The sequence below is a fragment of the Pseudovibrio sp. Alg231-02 genome (genome assembly GCF_900143565.1).
Classification (GTDB): Bacteria; Pseudomonadota; Alphaproteobacteria; order Rhizobiales; family Stappiaceae; genus Pseudovibrio.
Genome location: NZ_FREX01000009.1, coordinates 84,326 through 100,924, shown reverse-complemented (window position 1 = coordinate 100,924; position 16,599 = coordinate 84,326). Strand labels below are relative to the sequence as shown.

Below are 16,599 nucleotides of genomic sequence, written 5' to 3'. Positions count from 1 at the left end.
GGGCTTCGCTGGTTACGGATACTTTTCTACGCCTGCAGGTCCGTCCGGACCTTCAACCGGCTCATCCGGGAGATCAGACAAATCTGTTTCGTCTTGCAATTCTGGATAACGCTTGCGCTCCATCCTGCGGATAGCGACGTGCATCCACACAGTTGAGACCGCAACAATGATGAAGAGAAGCATGAAGGGTGCCGTCCAAACGCCAGTCCAGTCGAGCAGAACTCCAAAGGCGATTGGCAAGAAGAAGCCACCAAGGCCGCCGATCATGCCTACGAGGCCTCCGACAGCACCAACATGATAGGGGTAGTAAACCGGGATGTGCTTGTAGACCGCTGCTTTACCAAGGCTCATGACAAAACCCAGAACGACGGTCACAGAGACGAAGGCACCAACACCAAGACCGAAGTTAAACTCGATTGGGCCGTCAATGCCGCTGACAACATATGAGGTTTCTGGGTAGCTCAGCAGGAAGAGACAAAAGAGGGAGACGATAAATGTGAGGTACATGACAAAGCGCGCGCCCCATTTGTCTGACATCCAACCGCCCAGTGCTCTGAAAACAGACCCGGGCAGTGAATAAAGGCCAGCGAAAACGCCAGCCGTCGTGAGCTCCAATCCGTAAGCCCCGGTGTAGTATCGCGGTAGGAATGATGCGAGCGCGACAAAGGCGCCAAAAACGAAGAAGTAATAGGTGGCAAAACGCCAGACTTGCAGGTTCTTCAACGGAGCGAGTTGCTCTGCTGTAGATACAGCTTGCTTACCTTCTTTCTTGCGCTCTTGCTGAGACGGATCATCTTTACTGAACAGATAAAACAGAACAGCTGTGACTGCCAAAACAATTGCATAAACGCGGGCTGTGCCTTCCCACCCAACTGCTACGACCAGAAATGGTGCTACGAAGTTGGTAACTGCTGCGCCGACATTACCGGCACCAAAAATGCCGAGTGCAGTGCCTTGTTTCTCTTTTTCAAACCACTGGGAGACATAGGCTACCCCGATAATAAAAGAGCCGCCGGCCAATCCAAGGCCCAAGGCGGCTAACAGAAACACTTCATAGGTTTGTACTGAGGTGAGCAACCAGACACAGACTGCTGTAATGAGCATCTGCAGCGGGAACATAATCCGTCCACCGAACTGCTCTGTCCATACTCCCAGGAAAATGCGGCTCACAGAACCTGTGAGCACTGGTGTGGCAACCAATAAGCCGAACTGAGTATCGGACAACCCCAGTTCGCCTTTAATGCGCACGCCAATGATGGAAAAAATGGTCCAAACTGCAAAACAGATAGTAAAAGCAAAGGTACTGAGACCCAATGCCCTATATTGATCGGAGCGAGTAACACCCTCAAGTGAATGCATAGTATTTGATCCTGAATTCTAGCAGGTAAGACAATCCACATAGAATCTCAGGAGCTTTAGCACCCAAAAGTAGAGCAACTCATAGAAAGAACAGGATTAAACGAGTAAAATTGAAATACAACTTGGAGTAAAACTATGTTTTATTTCCAACTCACGACGAAATGAAAAACACCTATCCAGACTACACTGATGCTGGTATGTTTCGTGTAGAGGTGGGGATTTCAAAGTTAAAGCAATGTCTTACATCAACAATGTCAGGATGTTTGTGCGCGTATTTGAACTTGGCAGCATGTCTGCTGCGGCAAGGGACATGCATGTTTCTCCTGCTGTTGCTTCCTCCCGTATCGGAGAGCTTGAGAAGCACCTGGGCATTCGCTTGTTTAACCGCACCACCCGCACCATCCAACCCACTGAGCAAGGTAGCATTTTTTATCCCGGTGCCCGTAAAATGCTGGAAGCAATGGAAGAGGCTGAAGCGGCTGTTCAGGAGGTGACACACACTCCACGCGGCTCAATCTTTGTTTCTGCTCCACTCGGCATAGGGCGGCGTTTGATCGCACCGCTTATTCCTGAATTCCACGATGCTTATCCTGAAATTCATGTTCGCCTCAGGCTCTCAGACCGTCCTCTCAACATTACTGGAGAAGGTTTGGATCTGGCATTCATTCTGGGACAGTTACCAAACTCTGAAATGCGGCTGAAAAACCTGTTGGACTGTCCTCGGGTACTGTGCGCCTCCCCTACCTATCTTGATCAGCGAGGTGAGCCACAGCAAGGGGCAGATCTCCAAAACGGAAAGCATGATTGCCTACTGCTCCAGTTTCCCGGTTCCGCTGAAAGCCGATGGACGCTTCAAACTCCTGAGGGCTTACAGAGCTTCACAGTTGGTGGGCCTTTCACTTCTGATGACGGCGATGTGTTGGTGAACTGGGCACTCGGCCATCACGGCCTCATCAATGCCTCTTTGTTTGATGTTGTCGATCATTTGCTCAGCGGAGACCTTATCGCCGTCTGCACTGCTACCCCTCCTGCTGATGTGCATTTCGCATGTCTATTTCCGCACAAACGCTATCAAGATCCTAAGATCCGGCTTTTTCTGAATTTCATCAGTGAGCGATTGAAGACGTATCTAAAAGACAAGAGTTTTCAGTACTCTACTCATCTTCAAGGCAAGTAATTCCCGACTGGAAAGTCGTTTATGTATCTGTTTCTTTTGATAGTTATTCGCGAAATACTTTCAAAATAATTTTGATAATCCAACTCATTTATTAGGCTAAACTGATAGATGGGAGGAGTTTGGTGGCCCTGCCAGCTGACGAGCTTAATGGACACGGTTGATACCAGCACATTTGCCCAGTGCTTCGAACAGTGCCTCGTCGATCCCTAATTCGACGAGTGCACCTCCCCGGCAAGGAATTCAACTTAATTCGGGTTGCTGCACTTACGCGGACTGCCACTGCGTGAGTGTCGTACAAGGAAGTAAACTTACATATGAGTACCCAAACACTGCCACCCCGCACCTTTGATGCCTCTTCTGAGGGCATATCACCTTCTTCTTTCTACGCACCTTCGGGAGGCTTGCCTCCGCAAACGCAAGTCATGACAGACCGGGCAGTGTTTACTAATGCATATGCCGTTATTCCCAAAGGCGTGATGCGGGACATCGTGACCTCAAATCTGCCTTTCTGGGAAAAGACGCGTGCCTGGATTATTGCCCGGCCACTCTCTGGATTTGCTGAGACGTTTTCGCAGTACATCATGGAAGTTCAGCCAGATGGAGGCTCTCTTAAACCTGAGCCAGACCCTGAAGCGCAGGGCGTGATGTTCGTTGTTCAAGGTGAGATTACTATCACAATGGGCAATGAGGCTTTCACACTTACCGAAGGTGGCTACGCCTATCTACCTGCTGGAGCCCAATATGAAGTGCGCAACAATAGCTCTCTAGCTGCCACATTCCATTGGGTTCGAAAGCGCTATGAGGCTGTCGAAGGCATTGCGAGACCCGACGCGTTGTTCACCCAGGAAAAGAATGCTGTGGTTGCTCCCATGCCAGACACCAATGGAGCCTGGACGACGACGCGCTTTGTGGACCCCAGCGATATGCGCCACGACATGCACGTCAACATCGTGAACTTTGAGCCCGGTGGCTGCATTCCGTTTGCTGAGACCCACGTGATGGAACATGGCCTGTATGTTTTGGAAGGGAAAGCAGTCTACCGGCTGAACAACGATTGGGTTGAAGTGGAAGCCGGTGACTTTATGTGGCTGCGCGCTTTTTGTCCGCAGGCTTGCTACGCTGGCGGTCCAGATCGTTTCCGGTACTTGCTTTACAAAGACGTCAATCGACATGCTCAACTCGGCTCGTTTCAAAGGTGATCAGATATGGGTAATCAGGTCACAACAGAGCGCACCATACAGATTGAGAAGCTCACCTCTGCGGTATTTATGCCGTTTGGTGAACTGATTGAGACCGGCGGGACATCACCTATATTAATCAACGAAGGCCGATGTGAGCGTTTTTCTGATCTGGCTGATGTTGAGTTTATTGGTGGCCGCGCTGGTGTTAGCCTGTTTCAGGCAGAGCTTCGCAGCCTGCCGCACACGCTGACGATGTTGGAGCGCCATCCATTGGGCTCGCAATGCTTCATTCCGATGAACCAATCAGAATATCTTGTCATAGTCGCCGAAGATGAAGGTGGACGGCCTTCATCACCTCGTGCGTTTATGGCGAGTTCAACCCAGTCCATCAATATCAAACGGAACACATGGCACGGCGTTCTGACTCCCATCAACGGGTCAGGACTGTTCGCTGTTGTCGACCGGATTGGGGACGGAAATAACCTAGAAGAACATTGGCTGAAGGAGGCCTACTTAATAACGGAATAACACTGTGCGTCATTAGTAGGAGGGGACTAAATGACCAGCAATTCCATCGGGACACCAGAACAACTGCGTGATCCGAACTACACACCTGCCTTACATAAGGCGGTACCACTTGGCATTCAGCATGTGCTTGCCATGTTCGTCTCAAACGTTACTCCGGCGATCATTATTGCCGGAGCTGCCGGATTTGGGTTTGGCTCTGATGCAGGGGCGCAGGGCTTCCCGGACATGACATACATGATCCAGATGTCCATGCTGTTTGCCGGAATAGCGACGCTTTTTCAAACAATTGGAATGGGAGCAGTTGGAGCCCGCTTGCCGATTGTGCAAGGTACCAGCTTTGCTTTCATACCCATCATGATCCCACTCGTTGCAGGTAAAGGCGTTGAAGCTTTGCCTGCTCTGTTTGGAGGCGTGCTTATTGGTGGTTTGTTCCATGCCATTCTAGGGATGTTCATTGGTCGCATTCGCTTTGCTTTACCACCGCTGGTGACTGGCCTTGTCGTAACCATGATCGGTCTGGCGCTGGTGAAAGTGGGCATTCAGTATGCTGCTGGTGGTGTGCCTGCTATTAGCAAGCCTGAGTATGGAAGTATGCTCAACTGGTCTGCTGCGCTCATTGTTATTCTCGTCACGCTTGGCCTGAAGTTCTATGCCCGCGGAATCCTAGCTGTATCTGCTGTGGTGATTGGCATCCTTGCAGGATACCTTTACGCGATGATGGTTGGCATGGTGACCGTGGACGGTATTGCCACAAGCGTTGGTCGCTCTGCTTCTTTTGCCCTACCGATGCCGTTCGCCTACGGCTTTGATTTCAGCCTTGCTGCTGTGGTTGGCTTCTGCCTCATGGCGTTTGTGAGTGCAGTTGAAACTGTTGGCGATGTCTCTGGCATCACCAAAGGCGGTGCAGGACGCGAGGCGACTGACAAGGAGATCCAGGGGGCTACCTACGCTGATGGTTTTGGCACAGCCATAGCCGGTGTTTTTGGTGGTTTGCCAAACACATCCTTCAGCCAGAATGTGGGGTTGATTGCCATGACAGGCGTGATGAGCCGCCACGTGGTGACCATTGGAGCTTTATTCCTCATCGTGTGCGGACTGATACCCAAAGTTGGAGCGATCATTCGCACAATTCCTATCGAAGTACTCGGCGGAGGTGTGATCGTTATGTTTGGAATGGTGGTCGCTGCTGGCGTCTCCATGCTCTCCGACGTCAACTGGAACCGCCGAAACATGGTGATCTTCGCGATTGCGTTATCAATCGGCCTTGGTTTGCAGCTGGATCCAAAAGCTGTTCAGTATCTGCCTGACACACTGCGCATTTTGATGACGAGTGGCTTGCTTCCTGCTGCTCTGATCGCGATTGTACTCAATCTTGTATTGCCGGAAGAGCTTACTGCCGAAGCAACGGAAGAAGTTTCAGGCGGCATGGCCTCACAAGAGGATCCACCACTCAAACCAGCAGGCTCCCAAGCCTAAAGAAACTCCCCTCGCCGTTCTGCTATGGCGAGGGGAGCATCTCTTATAGTTTCTGCCATGAACAGCCATTCTGAGAGCTTTTCACCGCTGTTTCAATAAAGTTCAGCCCATCCAGCCCATCAGATACAGTCGGAAGCAGTTTACTGCACTCGGGTTCTGACTGACCTAAGATGCGCGCAGCCAAAACATCAGCAAACTCGTTATAGATTGTTGCGAAGGCTTCCAGATACCCTTCCGGATGACCGCCTGGAATGCGAGAGACTGCATTTGCGGCCTCTATTGCATCAGGTCCGCCGCGTGTGATGCGGTAGCTTGACTTCCCATAGGGTGAGTAAACCAGATGGTTCGGGTCAGCCTGCACCCATTCAACACCACCTTTATCTCCATAAACACGCAGTCTCAGCCCATTTTCGTTACCCGGGGCAACCTGAGACGCCCACAGCATCCCTTTGGCACCATTTTCATAGCGCAGCAGCATCTGCACATCATCATCCAGCGCTCTGCCCTCTACGAAACTTGTCAGCTCCGCCAAAACTTCCGTTGCTTTCATGCTGGATACGAAGGAGGCAAGGTTGTAGGCGTGCGTGCCGATATCTCCGATACAGCCGCCTGCTCCGGATCGTTTTGGATCAGTACGCCAGCTGGCTTGCTTTTGGCCTGATTGCTCAATCGGCTCAGTCAGCCAATCTTGCGGATACTCCACTTGAATCAGACGAACTTTCCCGAGTTCACCTGCCTCAATCATAGCTTTCGCCTGCCGGACCATTGGGTAGCCGGTGTAATTATGCGTCAACAGGAACAGCTTGCCAGTTTCCTCAACCAGTTGAACAAGCTTTTCACTTTCTTCACTCGTCGTTGTCATCGGCTTATCGCAGATGACATGGATACCAGCCTCGAGCATCGCGCGAGCTGCCGGATAGTGCATATGGTTAGGCGTCACAATGGCAACTACATCAACCGGATCATCCCGAAGCGGTTCTTTTTCTGCCATTTCTTCGAAGGAGGTATAGGCACGATCAGATGAGATATAGAGTTCTTCAGCTGACGCTTTTGCCCGCGTTGGATCAGAAGAAAGGGCACCAGCAACAAGTTCATAGCGATCATCCAAACGCGATGCGATGCGGTGAACTGCGCCAATGAATGCACCCTGACCGCCGCCGATCATTCCCAGACGCAGCCTACGTCCCAATTTTTTCGGAATATCCAACACTTGTTGTGGCTCAGCAGCTTCGACGGTCATTATGCATTCTCCATATTTCTCAGGCGCAGATATCGGTTAGCGCAACAGCACCACCTGAACCTGTAGGATCATTAAGTCTGAGATCGGTAATTGCAAATGCTCTTTTGCAAAAGTGTTGGTCATTTCAGAGAAACTGTTTCAAAATCCAGGCTGAACTATTGCTGACTTAAGGGAGAGCAGAAGGTCTTATGCCGAACTCATCAGAGACCACCCGAGCCTATTACGAGAAGAATGCAGAGAGCTTTATCGAACGCACACTGCATCTGGACATGGAGGAGCACTACCAACGGTTCCTCAAGAGAGTGCCGCCAGGTGGGCGAGTTCTCGATGCGGGATGCGGGTCCGGGCGTGATGCCTACGCTTTCAAGCAGCTTGGCTTTGAAGTTGACGCCTTCGATGCATCTGCTGAAATGGTAAAATCGGCTAGTAAACTGATCGGTATAGATGTCCAGCACAACACATTTCAGGAGTTCAACAGCGAGCCGATTTACGATGCTATCTGGGCCTATGCCTCATTGCTTCACGTTCCTTATTCTGAATTACCTCTCGCACTCACAAATCTCTGCAATGCCCTCAAGAATGGCGGCACCTTGTTTGCTTCTTTCAAATTGGGAGAAGGAGAAGTAAACCGCGATGACGGGCGTCGCTTTTCCATGATGACCGAAGCCCGCTTCAGCAACATCCTGCAGCAGGTCCCGAACCTACAGCTTCGAGATGCCCGCATTACGCTGAGCAACAAGCCCTACAGCCCTAACGAGAAGTGGCTCACGATGATCATTGAAAAAGTAGGCTAAAGAACAAATGGCGGAGAGTGAGTCCGTATAATCAGTGTTCACCAAGATTTACCAGAACTCGCCCATAGCTAAATTATTATTGCTTTTCAATTATCTAAATTCACCGAGATCTATTGCCATTCGTATGCGTTCGTCTTAAACCTAACTTTAGTGTGGGAACAAATGTGGGAACAGCATGAGCTTAAGCGTGCAAAAAGTGAAGACAGCTAAGCCTGGACGGCACGGCGACGGAAGAGGTCTGTTTCTTTATGTAAAGCCGTCCGGCTCACGCTCGTGGGTGCTGCGCTATCAGGTTCAAGGTCGCAGACGCGATCTAGGTCTGGGCGCTTTCCCAGATGTCACACTTGCGATGGCACGCGAACGAGCAGCAGAGGCACGCCGGCTAATTGCCGAAGGTGAAGACCCAATCGCTAAGAAACAGCAGGCAAAACCAAAAACTTTCAAAGAAGCTGCTTTGGAACTGATCGAAAGCAAGCGTTCTGGATGGAAAAACGCAAAACATGCTGCGCAGTGGTCTTCGACACTGGAAACCTATGTGTTCCCTAAGATTGGACAAATGCAGGTTGCGAAAGTGGAGACCGCTGATGTGATCGGCGCGCTCAAGCCTATTTGGTCAGAAAAACCAGAAACTGCCAACAGGGTGCGCCAACGGATAGAGGCCGTGATTGATTACGCCTCTGCTCTTGGAATACGCACAGGCGACAATCCTGCGCGCTGGCGCGGGCATCTTGATAACCTTCTGCCGAAGCCCGCTAAAGTTCGCGCTGTTAAGCATCACCCAGCGTTGGCCCATGCGCAGATAGCCGACTTCATGGGTGAATTAGCTGAGCGTGAAGGTGTAGCAGCTAGAGCGCTGGGCTTTACCATTCTAACTGTGGCGAGGTCAGGTGAAACGCGCGGCATGACATGGGGCGAAGTCGATTTAGCAACTCGGGTATGGACTATTCCGGCGGAACGAATGAAAGCGGGCAAAGAACACCGCGTTCCGCTTACAGATGCTGCTATCGCTTTCCTTGGTGCACAAGGCAACCATGCCAACTTGGTTTTTGAAAGCGAAGCGAAACCTGGCAAACCTATTTCCGATATGAGCATGACGGCCGTTCTGCGCCGAATGGAGCGTGACGGCATTACTGTCCATGGCTTCCGCTCCACCTTCCGTGATTGGGCTGGTGAAACCACAGGCTTTCCGCGCGAGGTGATAGAGGCGGCTTTAGCACATGGTATTAAGAACAAGGCCGAAGCCGCCTATGCACGATCTGACCTCTTTGATAAGCGGCGTGATCTGATGGCAGCTTGGGCATTTACTGCATTGCCAGAGAACAGCGGTTCCAACGTCATTGCGATCTCAAAATAGACTTGTTATCCAGAAACGTGCCGTCCCCAGATTAACCCCGCACGACATGATACCGCTCTCATGTGGAGAGCAGGCATTTGCATTTGTGGTCTTTCGCAATTGGTGGTTGTGTTAGTGCGTGCGAGGGTGGTTTTCGAATCTTGGGATGAACAAGGCGCAGCTTCTATACGTTAGCGACATAGAGGCCGGATTGAGGGCGAATAATGACGAATGAAGAAGAACAACAATTTCTCACAAACCTAGAGAAAAAGCTCTGGAATGCTGCTGATAAGCTACGCTCCACACTCGATGCGGCACAGTACAAGCACACCGTGCTTGGTCTCGTATTCCTCAAGTACGTCTCGGACACCTTTCAAATCCGTCAGGATGAACTCACCGCGCAGCTGAAGAATCCCGATGATGAGTACTATCTCGATCCAGCTGATTACGACGGGGAAGATTCACAAGAGTATGCTGCGGAACTTTTAGAAGAACTTGAGCAGCGGGATTATTATGCAGAAGTCAACGTCTTTTGGGTGCCTGCCGCCGCACGTTGGAGCTTCCTGCGAGACAACAACAAAGCCGTTATTGGCGGCGCAGAACTCACCCTTCCCGATGGGACCACGAAAAAGTTTAGCTCCGTTGGCCACCTGATCGACAATGCTCTGGAGCAGATCGAAGCAGACAACCCAAAGCTCAAAGGCGTCCTCAACAAGCTCTACACCCGCCTGCAAATCGACCAGGCCAAGCTGGGCGAGTTGATAGACCTTGTCGCAACCATTCCATTTACACACGCCAGCCTGAATTCCAAAGACATCCTTGGCCATGTCTACGAGTACATGCTAGGACAGTTCGCTCTGGCTGAGGGTAAAAAGGGCGGGCAGTTTTACACGCCTAAATCCATCGTTAGCTTGATCGTGCAAATGCTGGAGCCTTTCAAAGGCCGGGTCTACGATCCTGCTATGGGCTCGGGTGGTTTCTTTGTGCAGTCAGAGCATTTCATCAATGCCCACAAGGGGCGGATTGGTGATGTCTCCATTTACGGGCAGGAATACAACCACACCACATGGCAACTTGCAGCCATGAACATGGCCATTCGCGGTGTTGATTTCAATTTCGGTAAAGAGCCTGCCAATACCTACACCAACGACCAGCACCCCGATTTGCGCGCTGACTTCGTTATGGCGAACCCACCTTTTAACATGAAGGAATGGGACACTGGCGTAAGTGAAAATGACCCGCGTTGGCGATACGGCACGCCGCCCTCAGGTAATGCCAACTTCGCATGGCTGCAGCATATGCTCTACCACCTCGCGCCCAACGGCTCCTTGGGCTTGTTGCTTGCCAATGGCTCCATGAGTTCCAACACCAACAACGAGGGCGCAATTCGTCAACGGCTCATAGAAGAAGATCTGGTGGAATGCATGGTTGCCCTGCCGGGGCAGCTGTTTACCAACACCCAAATTCCCGCCTGCATTTGGTTTCTCACCAAGAACAAAGGCGAGCGTATCGCCGCTAGCGGCCGCAAACTGCGGGACCGCAAAGGTGAGATCCTGTTCATCGATGCGCGAAACTTGGGCTACATGAAAGACCGCGTCTTGCGGGACTTTACAGCGGACGACCTAGGTAAAGTTACTGGCACTTTTCACAATTGGCAGATGGGCGAGAACTACGAGGATGTCGCAGGCTTTGTAAAATCCGCAAGGCTTGAAGAGATCCAAAAACATGATCACGTCCTCACCCCCGGTCGTTATGTGGGCGCAGCCGATGTGGAGGAAGACAGCGAACCCTTCGCCGAGAAAATGGCAAGGCTAACCGCGCAGTTGAAAAGCCAGTTTGAAGAATCCGACCGTCTGGAAGCAGCGATTAAAAAGAACCTAGCGGGGTTGGGTTATGAGTGTTGAATCTGCAATTACCCCTTATCCAGAGCATTGGAAGCTAACTACACTCGGACAGCTTTGTTCCGACGGAGGGGGAACCATTCAAACTGGACCGTTTGGTAGCCAATTGCACGCATCTGATTATGTGGAGTTTGGCATACCGTCCATTATGCCGAAGAATATTTCTATCGAAGGCATTTCAACCGAAGACATTGCTAGAATTACTACAGATGATGCAAATAGGCTTGCAAAATACCTAGTTAAAGAAGGGGACATTGTTTATAGCCGACGTGGCGATGTTGAAAAGTGTTCTCTTATTTCAGAGAAGGAAAGCGGCTGGCTATGTGGCACTGGTTGCCTGAAGGTTAGCCTGGGGGATTATAGCAGTGTTCCTTCAAGCTACATTCATGCCTATCTTTCACATCCAGCAATTCGTGAATGGATATCACGGCGTGCTGTCGGAGCAACGATGCCGAACCTAAACACCTCGATTTTGAGTGAAGTTCCAATTCTTGTGCCCCCAGAAAATGAAATCAACTTTATTCGTAATGTTTGGATGAACACTACGAGCAAGATGAACCTCAACCGTCAGACCAACCAAACGTTGGAGGAGATGGCGCAGGCGGTGTTTAAGAGCTGGTTTGTGGATTTTGATCCCACCCGCGCGAAAATCAAAGCCAAGGAAAACGGAGAAGACCCCACCCGCGCCGCCATGGCCGCCCTCGCCGGAAAAACCACAGAGCATCTCGACACGCTCGCCCCCGAACAGCTCCAAACCCTCTCCACCGCCGCCGCCCTCTTCCCTGATGCTATGGAAGACTCCGAACTCGGTGAGATTCCGCAGGGGTGGGCAATAAAGCTGACTGGTGATGTTTTGGATGTTCGAGATGGCACTCATGATTCGCCAAAAAAATCAGAGATTGGTTATCCTTTGGTGACATCAAAACACATAACTTCGGGTGTTTTGAAAATTGAAGACGCGTATCTGATTTCCGATGAAGATTTTAGAAAGATAAATAAACGTAGCAGAGTTGAACAGTATGATATTTTACTGACAATGATCGGCACAGTGGGTGTGTCTTACTTTGTGTTACAACCTGAAGTAAACTTCGCGATTAAAAATATTGGCCTTTTTCGAACTTCAGAAGTTGAGCAACTTAGAAATTATTTCTATTTACTTCTCAAATCTCCAAAAATGAAAGCATATCTGGAAGCCAGAATGGCGGGAACCACACAAAAGTACCTGTCTTTAAAAACGTTGCGTTCGATAGAAATGCTAGCTCCCTCAAAAGAACTACTTGCTGCCTTCAATGATTTAGTAAACCCGCTAATGGATAAAATTTTTATTTCTTGTTCAGAGGCAGACAAATTAGCCTCTCTAAGAGATACGCTTCTCCCCAAACTCCTCTCTGGTGAACTAACAACTGAAGTTGTCAAAGGGGGCTGAGATGAAATTTCTGAAGTCGCTTTATGATGACGAACTGAATGACGATGGAGATGTGGAGATAATCGGCTTACAATTCCAGCGCAGTCGAATACTGGGAGAATTAGAGCCTCGTTCTTATGAGGTAAGTTTTGAAGATTGGTCAACACAGCGATCTGAAAGACTGGTGGAAACAGCCAAAGAGATTCTCGGTTGCTACGATAACGCAAACCGTTTTGAGCAGCTCCGTAGAACTTTTGACAATGGAAAGCTGATGCCATTTATTGGCGCTGGCATGTCAATGCCCAGCGGCTACCCAAGTTGGACTAAGTTTTTATATGATGCTTGCAATGAGTCACATGTGACCGAAGAGGTTTTGAAAAAACTTCTCGGTGATGGAATGTACGAGGAGGCCGCGCAAGAGCTGCATGATGATATGACTGCGGCAGGTTTCAATGAATTACTAGAGTCAGTTTTTAAGTCAGAGAAAGAGGTTTCCGGTGCAATACATTATCTGCCGAGGTTGTTCCCGAAATCTTCTATCGTAACGACAAACTTTGATGGTCTCATTGAGCAGGTCTTCGGTGATGCCAACCAAAATTTTGATCTGGTAAGAAGCGGAAAGACACTAAAAGAAGTCACTCGTTTAATAGCAACCGGTAGCCGGCTGCTATTAAAGCTACACGGAAGCTGTGAGTTCGTGGGCGAGCGAGTATTGCTGAAAAATGAATATGATTTAGCTTACGCCAATAACAGTGACGTTAAAGACTTCTTTAATCGGATACTATTTGGCCAGTCTCTTATTTTTCTAGGATGTAGTCTAAATGTTGATCGAACTATTCAGTCTATGGTTGAAATGGTTAAGGAACATGGATCAAGTAATTTACCAAGACATTACGCATTTTTGGAATTAAGAGAAGGTGATGATCGTATTGCTCGAAAGAAAGAACTTGCTCACGCAAATATATTTCCAATTTGGTATCCCGAGGATGAGCACGATATTTCAATTGAATCTTTATTTTCATTAATGGCGGAGTAAAGTTAATGATAACCGAAGATCAACTAGAACAGCTGTGCCTCGATTGGTTTCAATCCATTGGATACGACTATATCTGCGGTTATGACATTGCACCGGATGGGAACGCCTCAGAACGTGCGGATTATCGGCAAATTATCCTGCATGACCGCTTGATTGACCGTCTCAAAGTTATCAACCCGCACATTCCATCGGCGACGCTGGAACAAGTTGGTCACCATCTGGCAAAGCCAGAAACACCAATCCTGATTAAGAACAACAAGGCATTCCATCAGTATTTGTTGGAAGGTGTGAAAGTCACGTTCAAGGATGCCTCCGGTGAAGAGAAAACCGACTACGTTCGCTTGATTGATTTTGACAGAGCCAACAACAACCAGTTCCTTGTTGTCAATCAATACACGATTACCGGATCGAAAGGGAACCGCCGCCCCGATGTGATTGTGTTTATCAATGGCCTGCCTGTTTCGGTATTGGAGTTGAAAAACCCTGCGGACAAAAATGCAGATATATGGTCTGCCTATCAACAGCTGCAGACCTACAAGGAAGAACTCCCGGATCTCTTTGCTTTCAATGAGGCCTTGGTTGTCAGCGATGGCATAAATGCGCGTGTGGGATCACTTACCGCAAACAAAGAGCGGTTTATGGCATGGCGCACTGTCGCCCATGAAAAAGACAGGCCGCACTTTGAATATGCTTTAGAGACGCTGGTTAAAGGCTTCTTCCAGCCTGAGTTACTATTAGACTACATCCACCACTTTGTTTTGTTTGAACAAGACGGCGATGTCACCATCAAGAAGATTGCGGGCTATCATCAGTTCCACGCAGTTCGAGCGGCGGTAGACGCCACCGTCTCAGCAACGAAAGTGCAAGGCGAGAATGCAGGTAAAGCCGGTGTTGTTTGGCATACCCAGGGGTCTGGTAAATCGATCTCTATGGTGTGCTATGCGGGTAAGCTGCTGGCTCAGCCGGATATGAATAACCCCACAATCGTCGTTGTAACAGATCGCAATGACTTGGACGGGCAGCTCTACGACACCTTTGGCATGGCGGCGGAAACGCTGAAGCAAACACCAAGTCAAGCTGGTGGCCGCGAAGAACTGCGAGAAATTCTGGCTGCGCGCCAGTCTGGCGGGATCATATTTACCACTATTCAAAAATTTGCGCTGGAAAGTAATGAGACCGCGCACCCGGTTTTAAGTGAGCGTAAGAATATTGTTGTTGTGAGTGATGAAGCTCACCGAAGCCAATATGGCGACAAAGCCAAGTTCAACGTAAAAACCGGCAAGTATACCTTCGGGTATTCAAAACACATGCGAGATGCCTTGCCGGGCGCGTCTTTCATCGGTTTCACCGGAACGCCTGTTGAGGTTGGCGACAAAGATACACGCGCCGTCTTTGGCGACTATGTTTCAGTCTATGACATTCAAGATGCTGTCGATGATGGCGCAACAGTCCCGATCTACTATGAATCCCGTTTGGCCAAGCTGGATATAAATGCAGACGAGATTGAAAAACTAAATCATGACGTAGACGAGGTCATCGAAGATGAAGAGGACGTCTCTGCGCGTGAGAAAGCCAAATCTCAGTGGTCAAACCTAGAAAAACTTGTCGGGAGCGAGGCTAGGATTGCCGAGATTGGCAAAGACCTAGTTGAGCACTTTGATGAGCGTACCGCAAGCATGCCTGGGAAAGGTATGATTGTCTGCATGAGCCGCGAAATCTGCGTGGATATGTACGATGCTATCGTCGCTCTAAAACCAGAGTGGCATGATGAGGATACGGCCAAGGGTGCCATCAAAATCGTCATGACGGGATCTGCCTCGGACAAAGAGAAGCTGCGCCCACACGTTTACAGCAAAGAAACGAAGAAGCTGTTTGAGAAGCGATTTAAGGACGTGAACGACCCTTTGCAGCTGGTGATCGTGCGAGACATGTGGCTAACAGGCTTTGATGCGCCCAACTGCCATACCATGTACATCGATAAGCCCATGAAGGGGCACAATTTGATGCAGGCCATCGCTCGCGTCAATCGAGTGTTCAAAGACAAGCCTGGCGGGCTGGTGGTCGATTACATTGGTATCGCCAGTGAGCTGAAACAAGCCTTGAAAGCATACACGGGGTCAAACGGTAAGGGTAAGCCGACCCATGATACCCATGAAGCCTATGCCATCTTGCTGGAGAAAATGGACGTGGTTCGCGGTATTCTGCATGGCTTCGATTACAGCGCTTTTGAAGACAAGGCCTTGCAGCTGCTGCCTGGAGCAATGAACCACATCCTAGCGGCCAAAGGAGATGGTGAAAAACTGGACGGCAAGAAGCGTTTTCTTGATGTTATGGCCGCTATCAGCAAGGCCTATACACTGTGCAGCACCTTGGATGAAGTTGCGCCGCTTAAAAAGGAAATCGCCTTTCTAAGTGCCATCAAGAACGCCATTGCCAAATTCACAACCGTCGATAAGCGCAGAACGGATGAAGAGAAGAACTCCGCTCTGAAACAGATTATTGACAACGCAATTGTTGCTGAAGGCGTAGATGATATCTTCAAACTGGTTGGGCTGGATAAGCCAAATATTGGATTGCTGTCGCCTGAATTCATGGAAGATGTGGCGAATTTAAAGGAAAAAAACCTAGCCGTTGACTTGCTGGAGCGCCTGCTACGCGACGAAGTAAAAGCACGAATGAAAACTGATGTTGTGTCAGAGAAGAAATACTCTGACCGGATTCTGGAGACACTGCGCAAGTACCATAACCGTGCAATTGAAACTGCTCAGGTAATCGAAGAGCTGATTAAGATGGCTAAAGATATGGCCGAAGATGCAGATCTGGCTGCAAAGTCCGGTTTGAACCCAGATGAAATAGCCTTCTATCGCGCTCTTATTCAAAATGAATCAGCAGTGAAAGAGCTTGGCGATAACAATCTTAGGGAACTCGCGAAATACGTCACGGCACAACTCAGGAAGAGTACCACTGTGGATTGGCAGGTTCGTGATAACGTTAGAGCAAAACTTCGCAATCTTGTTCGACGAGCGCTGAGAAAATGGCGGTATCCGCCTGATAGGGCCGATGAAGCTATTGAATTGTGCCTGAAACAGGCTGAGGCGTTGAGTGAAAACTGGAGCGCAGAATTCGACTATGTGGCCTAACAGCAGGGCCGAAGCTCTGAACTTGGCAA

General features: G+C 49.6%; 12 protein-coding genes. 10 read left to right on the top strand and 2 right to left on the bottom strand.

Going from position 1 to position 16,599, the window contains the following annotated elements; all coding sequences use genetic code 11:
- Positions 1-12: 12 nt before the first annotated feature.
- Positions 13-1,359: an MFS transporter gene (locus DHN43_RS21035; protein WP_108819923.1), complete on the bottom strand. Its 1,347-nt coding sequence runs from the start codon at positions 1,357-1,359 to the stop codon at positions 13-15.
- Between the two features lie 235 nt (positions 1,360-1,594).
- Between DHN43_RS21035 and DHN43_RS21030 the strand changes: the two genes are divergently transcribed.
- The 4 genes from DHN43_RS21030 (at position 1,595) to DHN43_RS21015 (ending at position 5,721) form a co-directional block, all read left to right on the top strand.
- Positions 1,595-2,536: a LysR family transcriptional regulator gene (locus tag DHN43_RS21030; RefSeq protein ID WP_108819922.1), complete on the top strand. Its 942-nt coding sequence runs from the start codon at positions 1,595-1,597 to the stop codon at positions 2,534-2,536.
- A gap of 365 nt (positions 2,537-2,901) precedes the next feature.
- Complete coding sequence (locus tag DHN43_RS21025) at positions 2,902-3,735, top strand: bifunctional allantoicase/(S)-ureidoglycine aminohydrolase (RefSeq protein WP_208995554.1); 834 nt, start codon at positions 2,902-2,904, stop codon at positions 3,733-3,735.
- A 6-nt stretch (positions 3,736-3,741) separates the two neighbouring features.
- Positions 3,742-4,245: an ureidoglycolate lyase gene (locus DHN43_RS21020; RefSeq protein ID WP_108819920.1), complete on the top strand. Its 504-nt coding sequence runs from the start codon at positions 3,742-3,744 to the stop codon at positions 4,243-4,245.
- Between the two features lie 30 nt (positions 4,246-4,275).
- Positions 4,276-5,721, top strand: a complete 1,446-nt coding sequence (locus tag DHN43_RS21015) for a uracil-xanthine permease family protein (protein ID WP_063299439.1) — start codon at positions 4,276-4,278, stop codon at positions 5,719-5,721.
- Positions 5,722-5,764: 43 nt separating this feature from the next.
- Here the strand turns inward: DHN43_RS21015 and DHN43_RS21010 are convergent, their stop codons facing one another.
- Positions 5,765-6,961, bottom strand: a complete 1,197-nt coding sequence (locus DHN43_RS21010) for a Gfo/Idh/MocA family protein (RefSeq protein WP_108819919.1) — start codon at positions 6,959-6,961, stop codon at positions 5,765-5,767.
- A gap of 188 nt (positions 6,962-7,149) precedes the next feature.
- Here DHN43_RS21010 and DHN43_RS21005 point away from each other — a divergent pair, with 188 nt between their 5' ends.
- From DHN43_RS21005 to DHN43_RS20980, 6 genes are all read left to right on the top strand, one after another.
- Positions 7,150-7,755, top strand: a complete 606-nt coding sequence (locus tag DHN43_RS21005; protein ID WP_208995539.1) for a class I SAM-dependent methyltransferase — start codon at positions 7,150-7,152, stop codon at positions 7,753-7,755.
- 175 nt (positions 7,756-7,930) lie between these two features.
- On the top strand, positions 7,931-9,109 hold the full coding sequence (locus DHN43_RS21000) for a tyrosine-type recombinase/integrase (RefSeq protein ID WP_108819918.1): 1,179 nt from the start codon (positions 7,931-7,933) through the stop codon (positions 9,107-9,109).
- A 203-nt stretch (positions 9,110-9,312) separates the two neighbouring features.
- Positions 9,313-10,992 (top strand): class I SAM-dependent DNA methyltransferase, encoded by a 1,680-nt coding sequence (locus tag DHN43_RS20995; RefSeq protein ID WP_108819917.1) that lies wholly within the window; start codon positions 9,313-9,315, stop codon positions 10,990-10,992.
- Positions 10,982-12,415, top strand: coding sequence for a restriction endonuclease subunit S (locus DHN43_RS20990; protein WP_108819916.1), 1,434 nt, complete (start codon positions 10,982-10,984; stop codon positions 12,413-12,415). The genes DHN43_RS20995 and DHN43_RS20990 overlap by 11 nt, the downstream gene beginning before the upstream one ends.
- Before the next feature lies 1 nt (position 12,416).
- On the top strand, positions 12,417-13,430 hold the full coding sequence (locus DHN43_RS20985) for an SIR2 family protein (protein ID WP_108819915.1): 1,014 nt from the start codon (positions 12,417-12,419) through the stop codon (positions 13,428-13,430).
- 5 nt (positions 13,431-13,435) lie between these two features.
- Positions 13,436-16,570 carry a type I restriction endonuclease subunit R gene (locus DHN43_RS20980; RefSeq protein WP_108819914.1) on the top strand — a complete coding sequence of 1,045 codons (3,135 nt, stop codon included), beginning with the start codon at positions 13,436-13,438 and terminating at the stop codon, positions 16,568-16,570.
- Positions 16,571-16,599 lie beyond the last annotated feature (29 nt).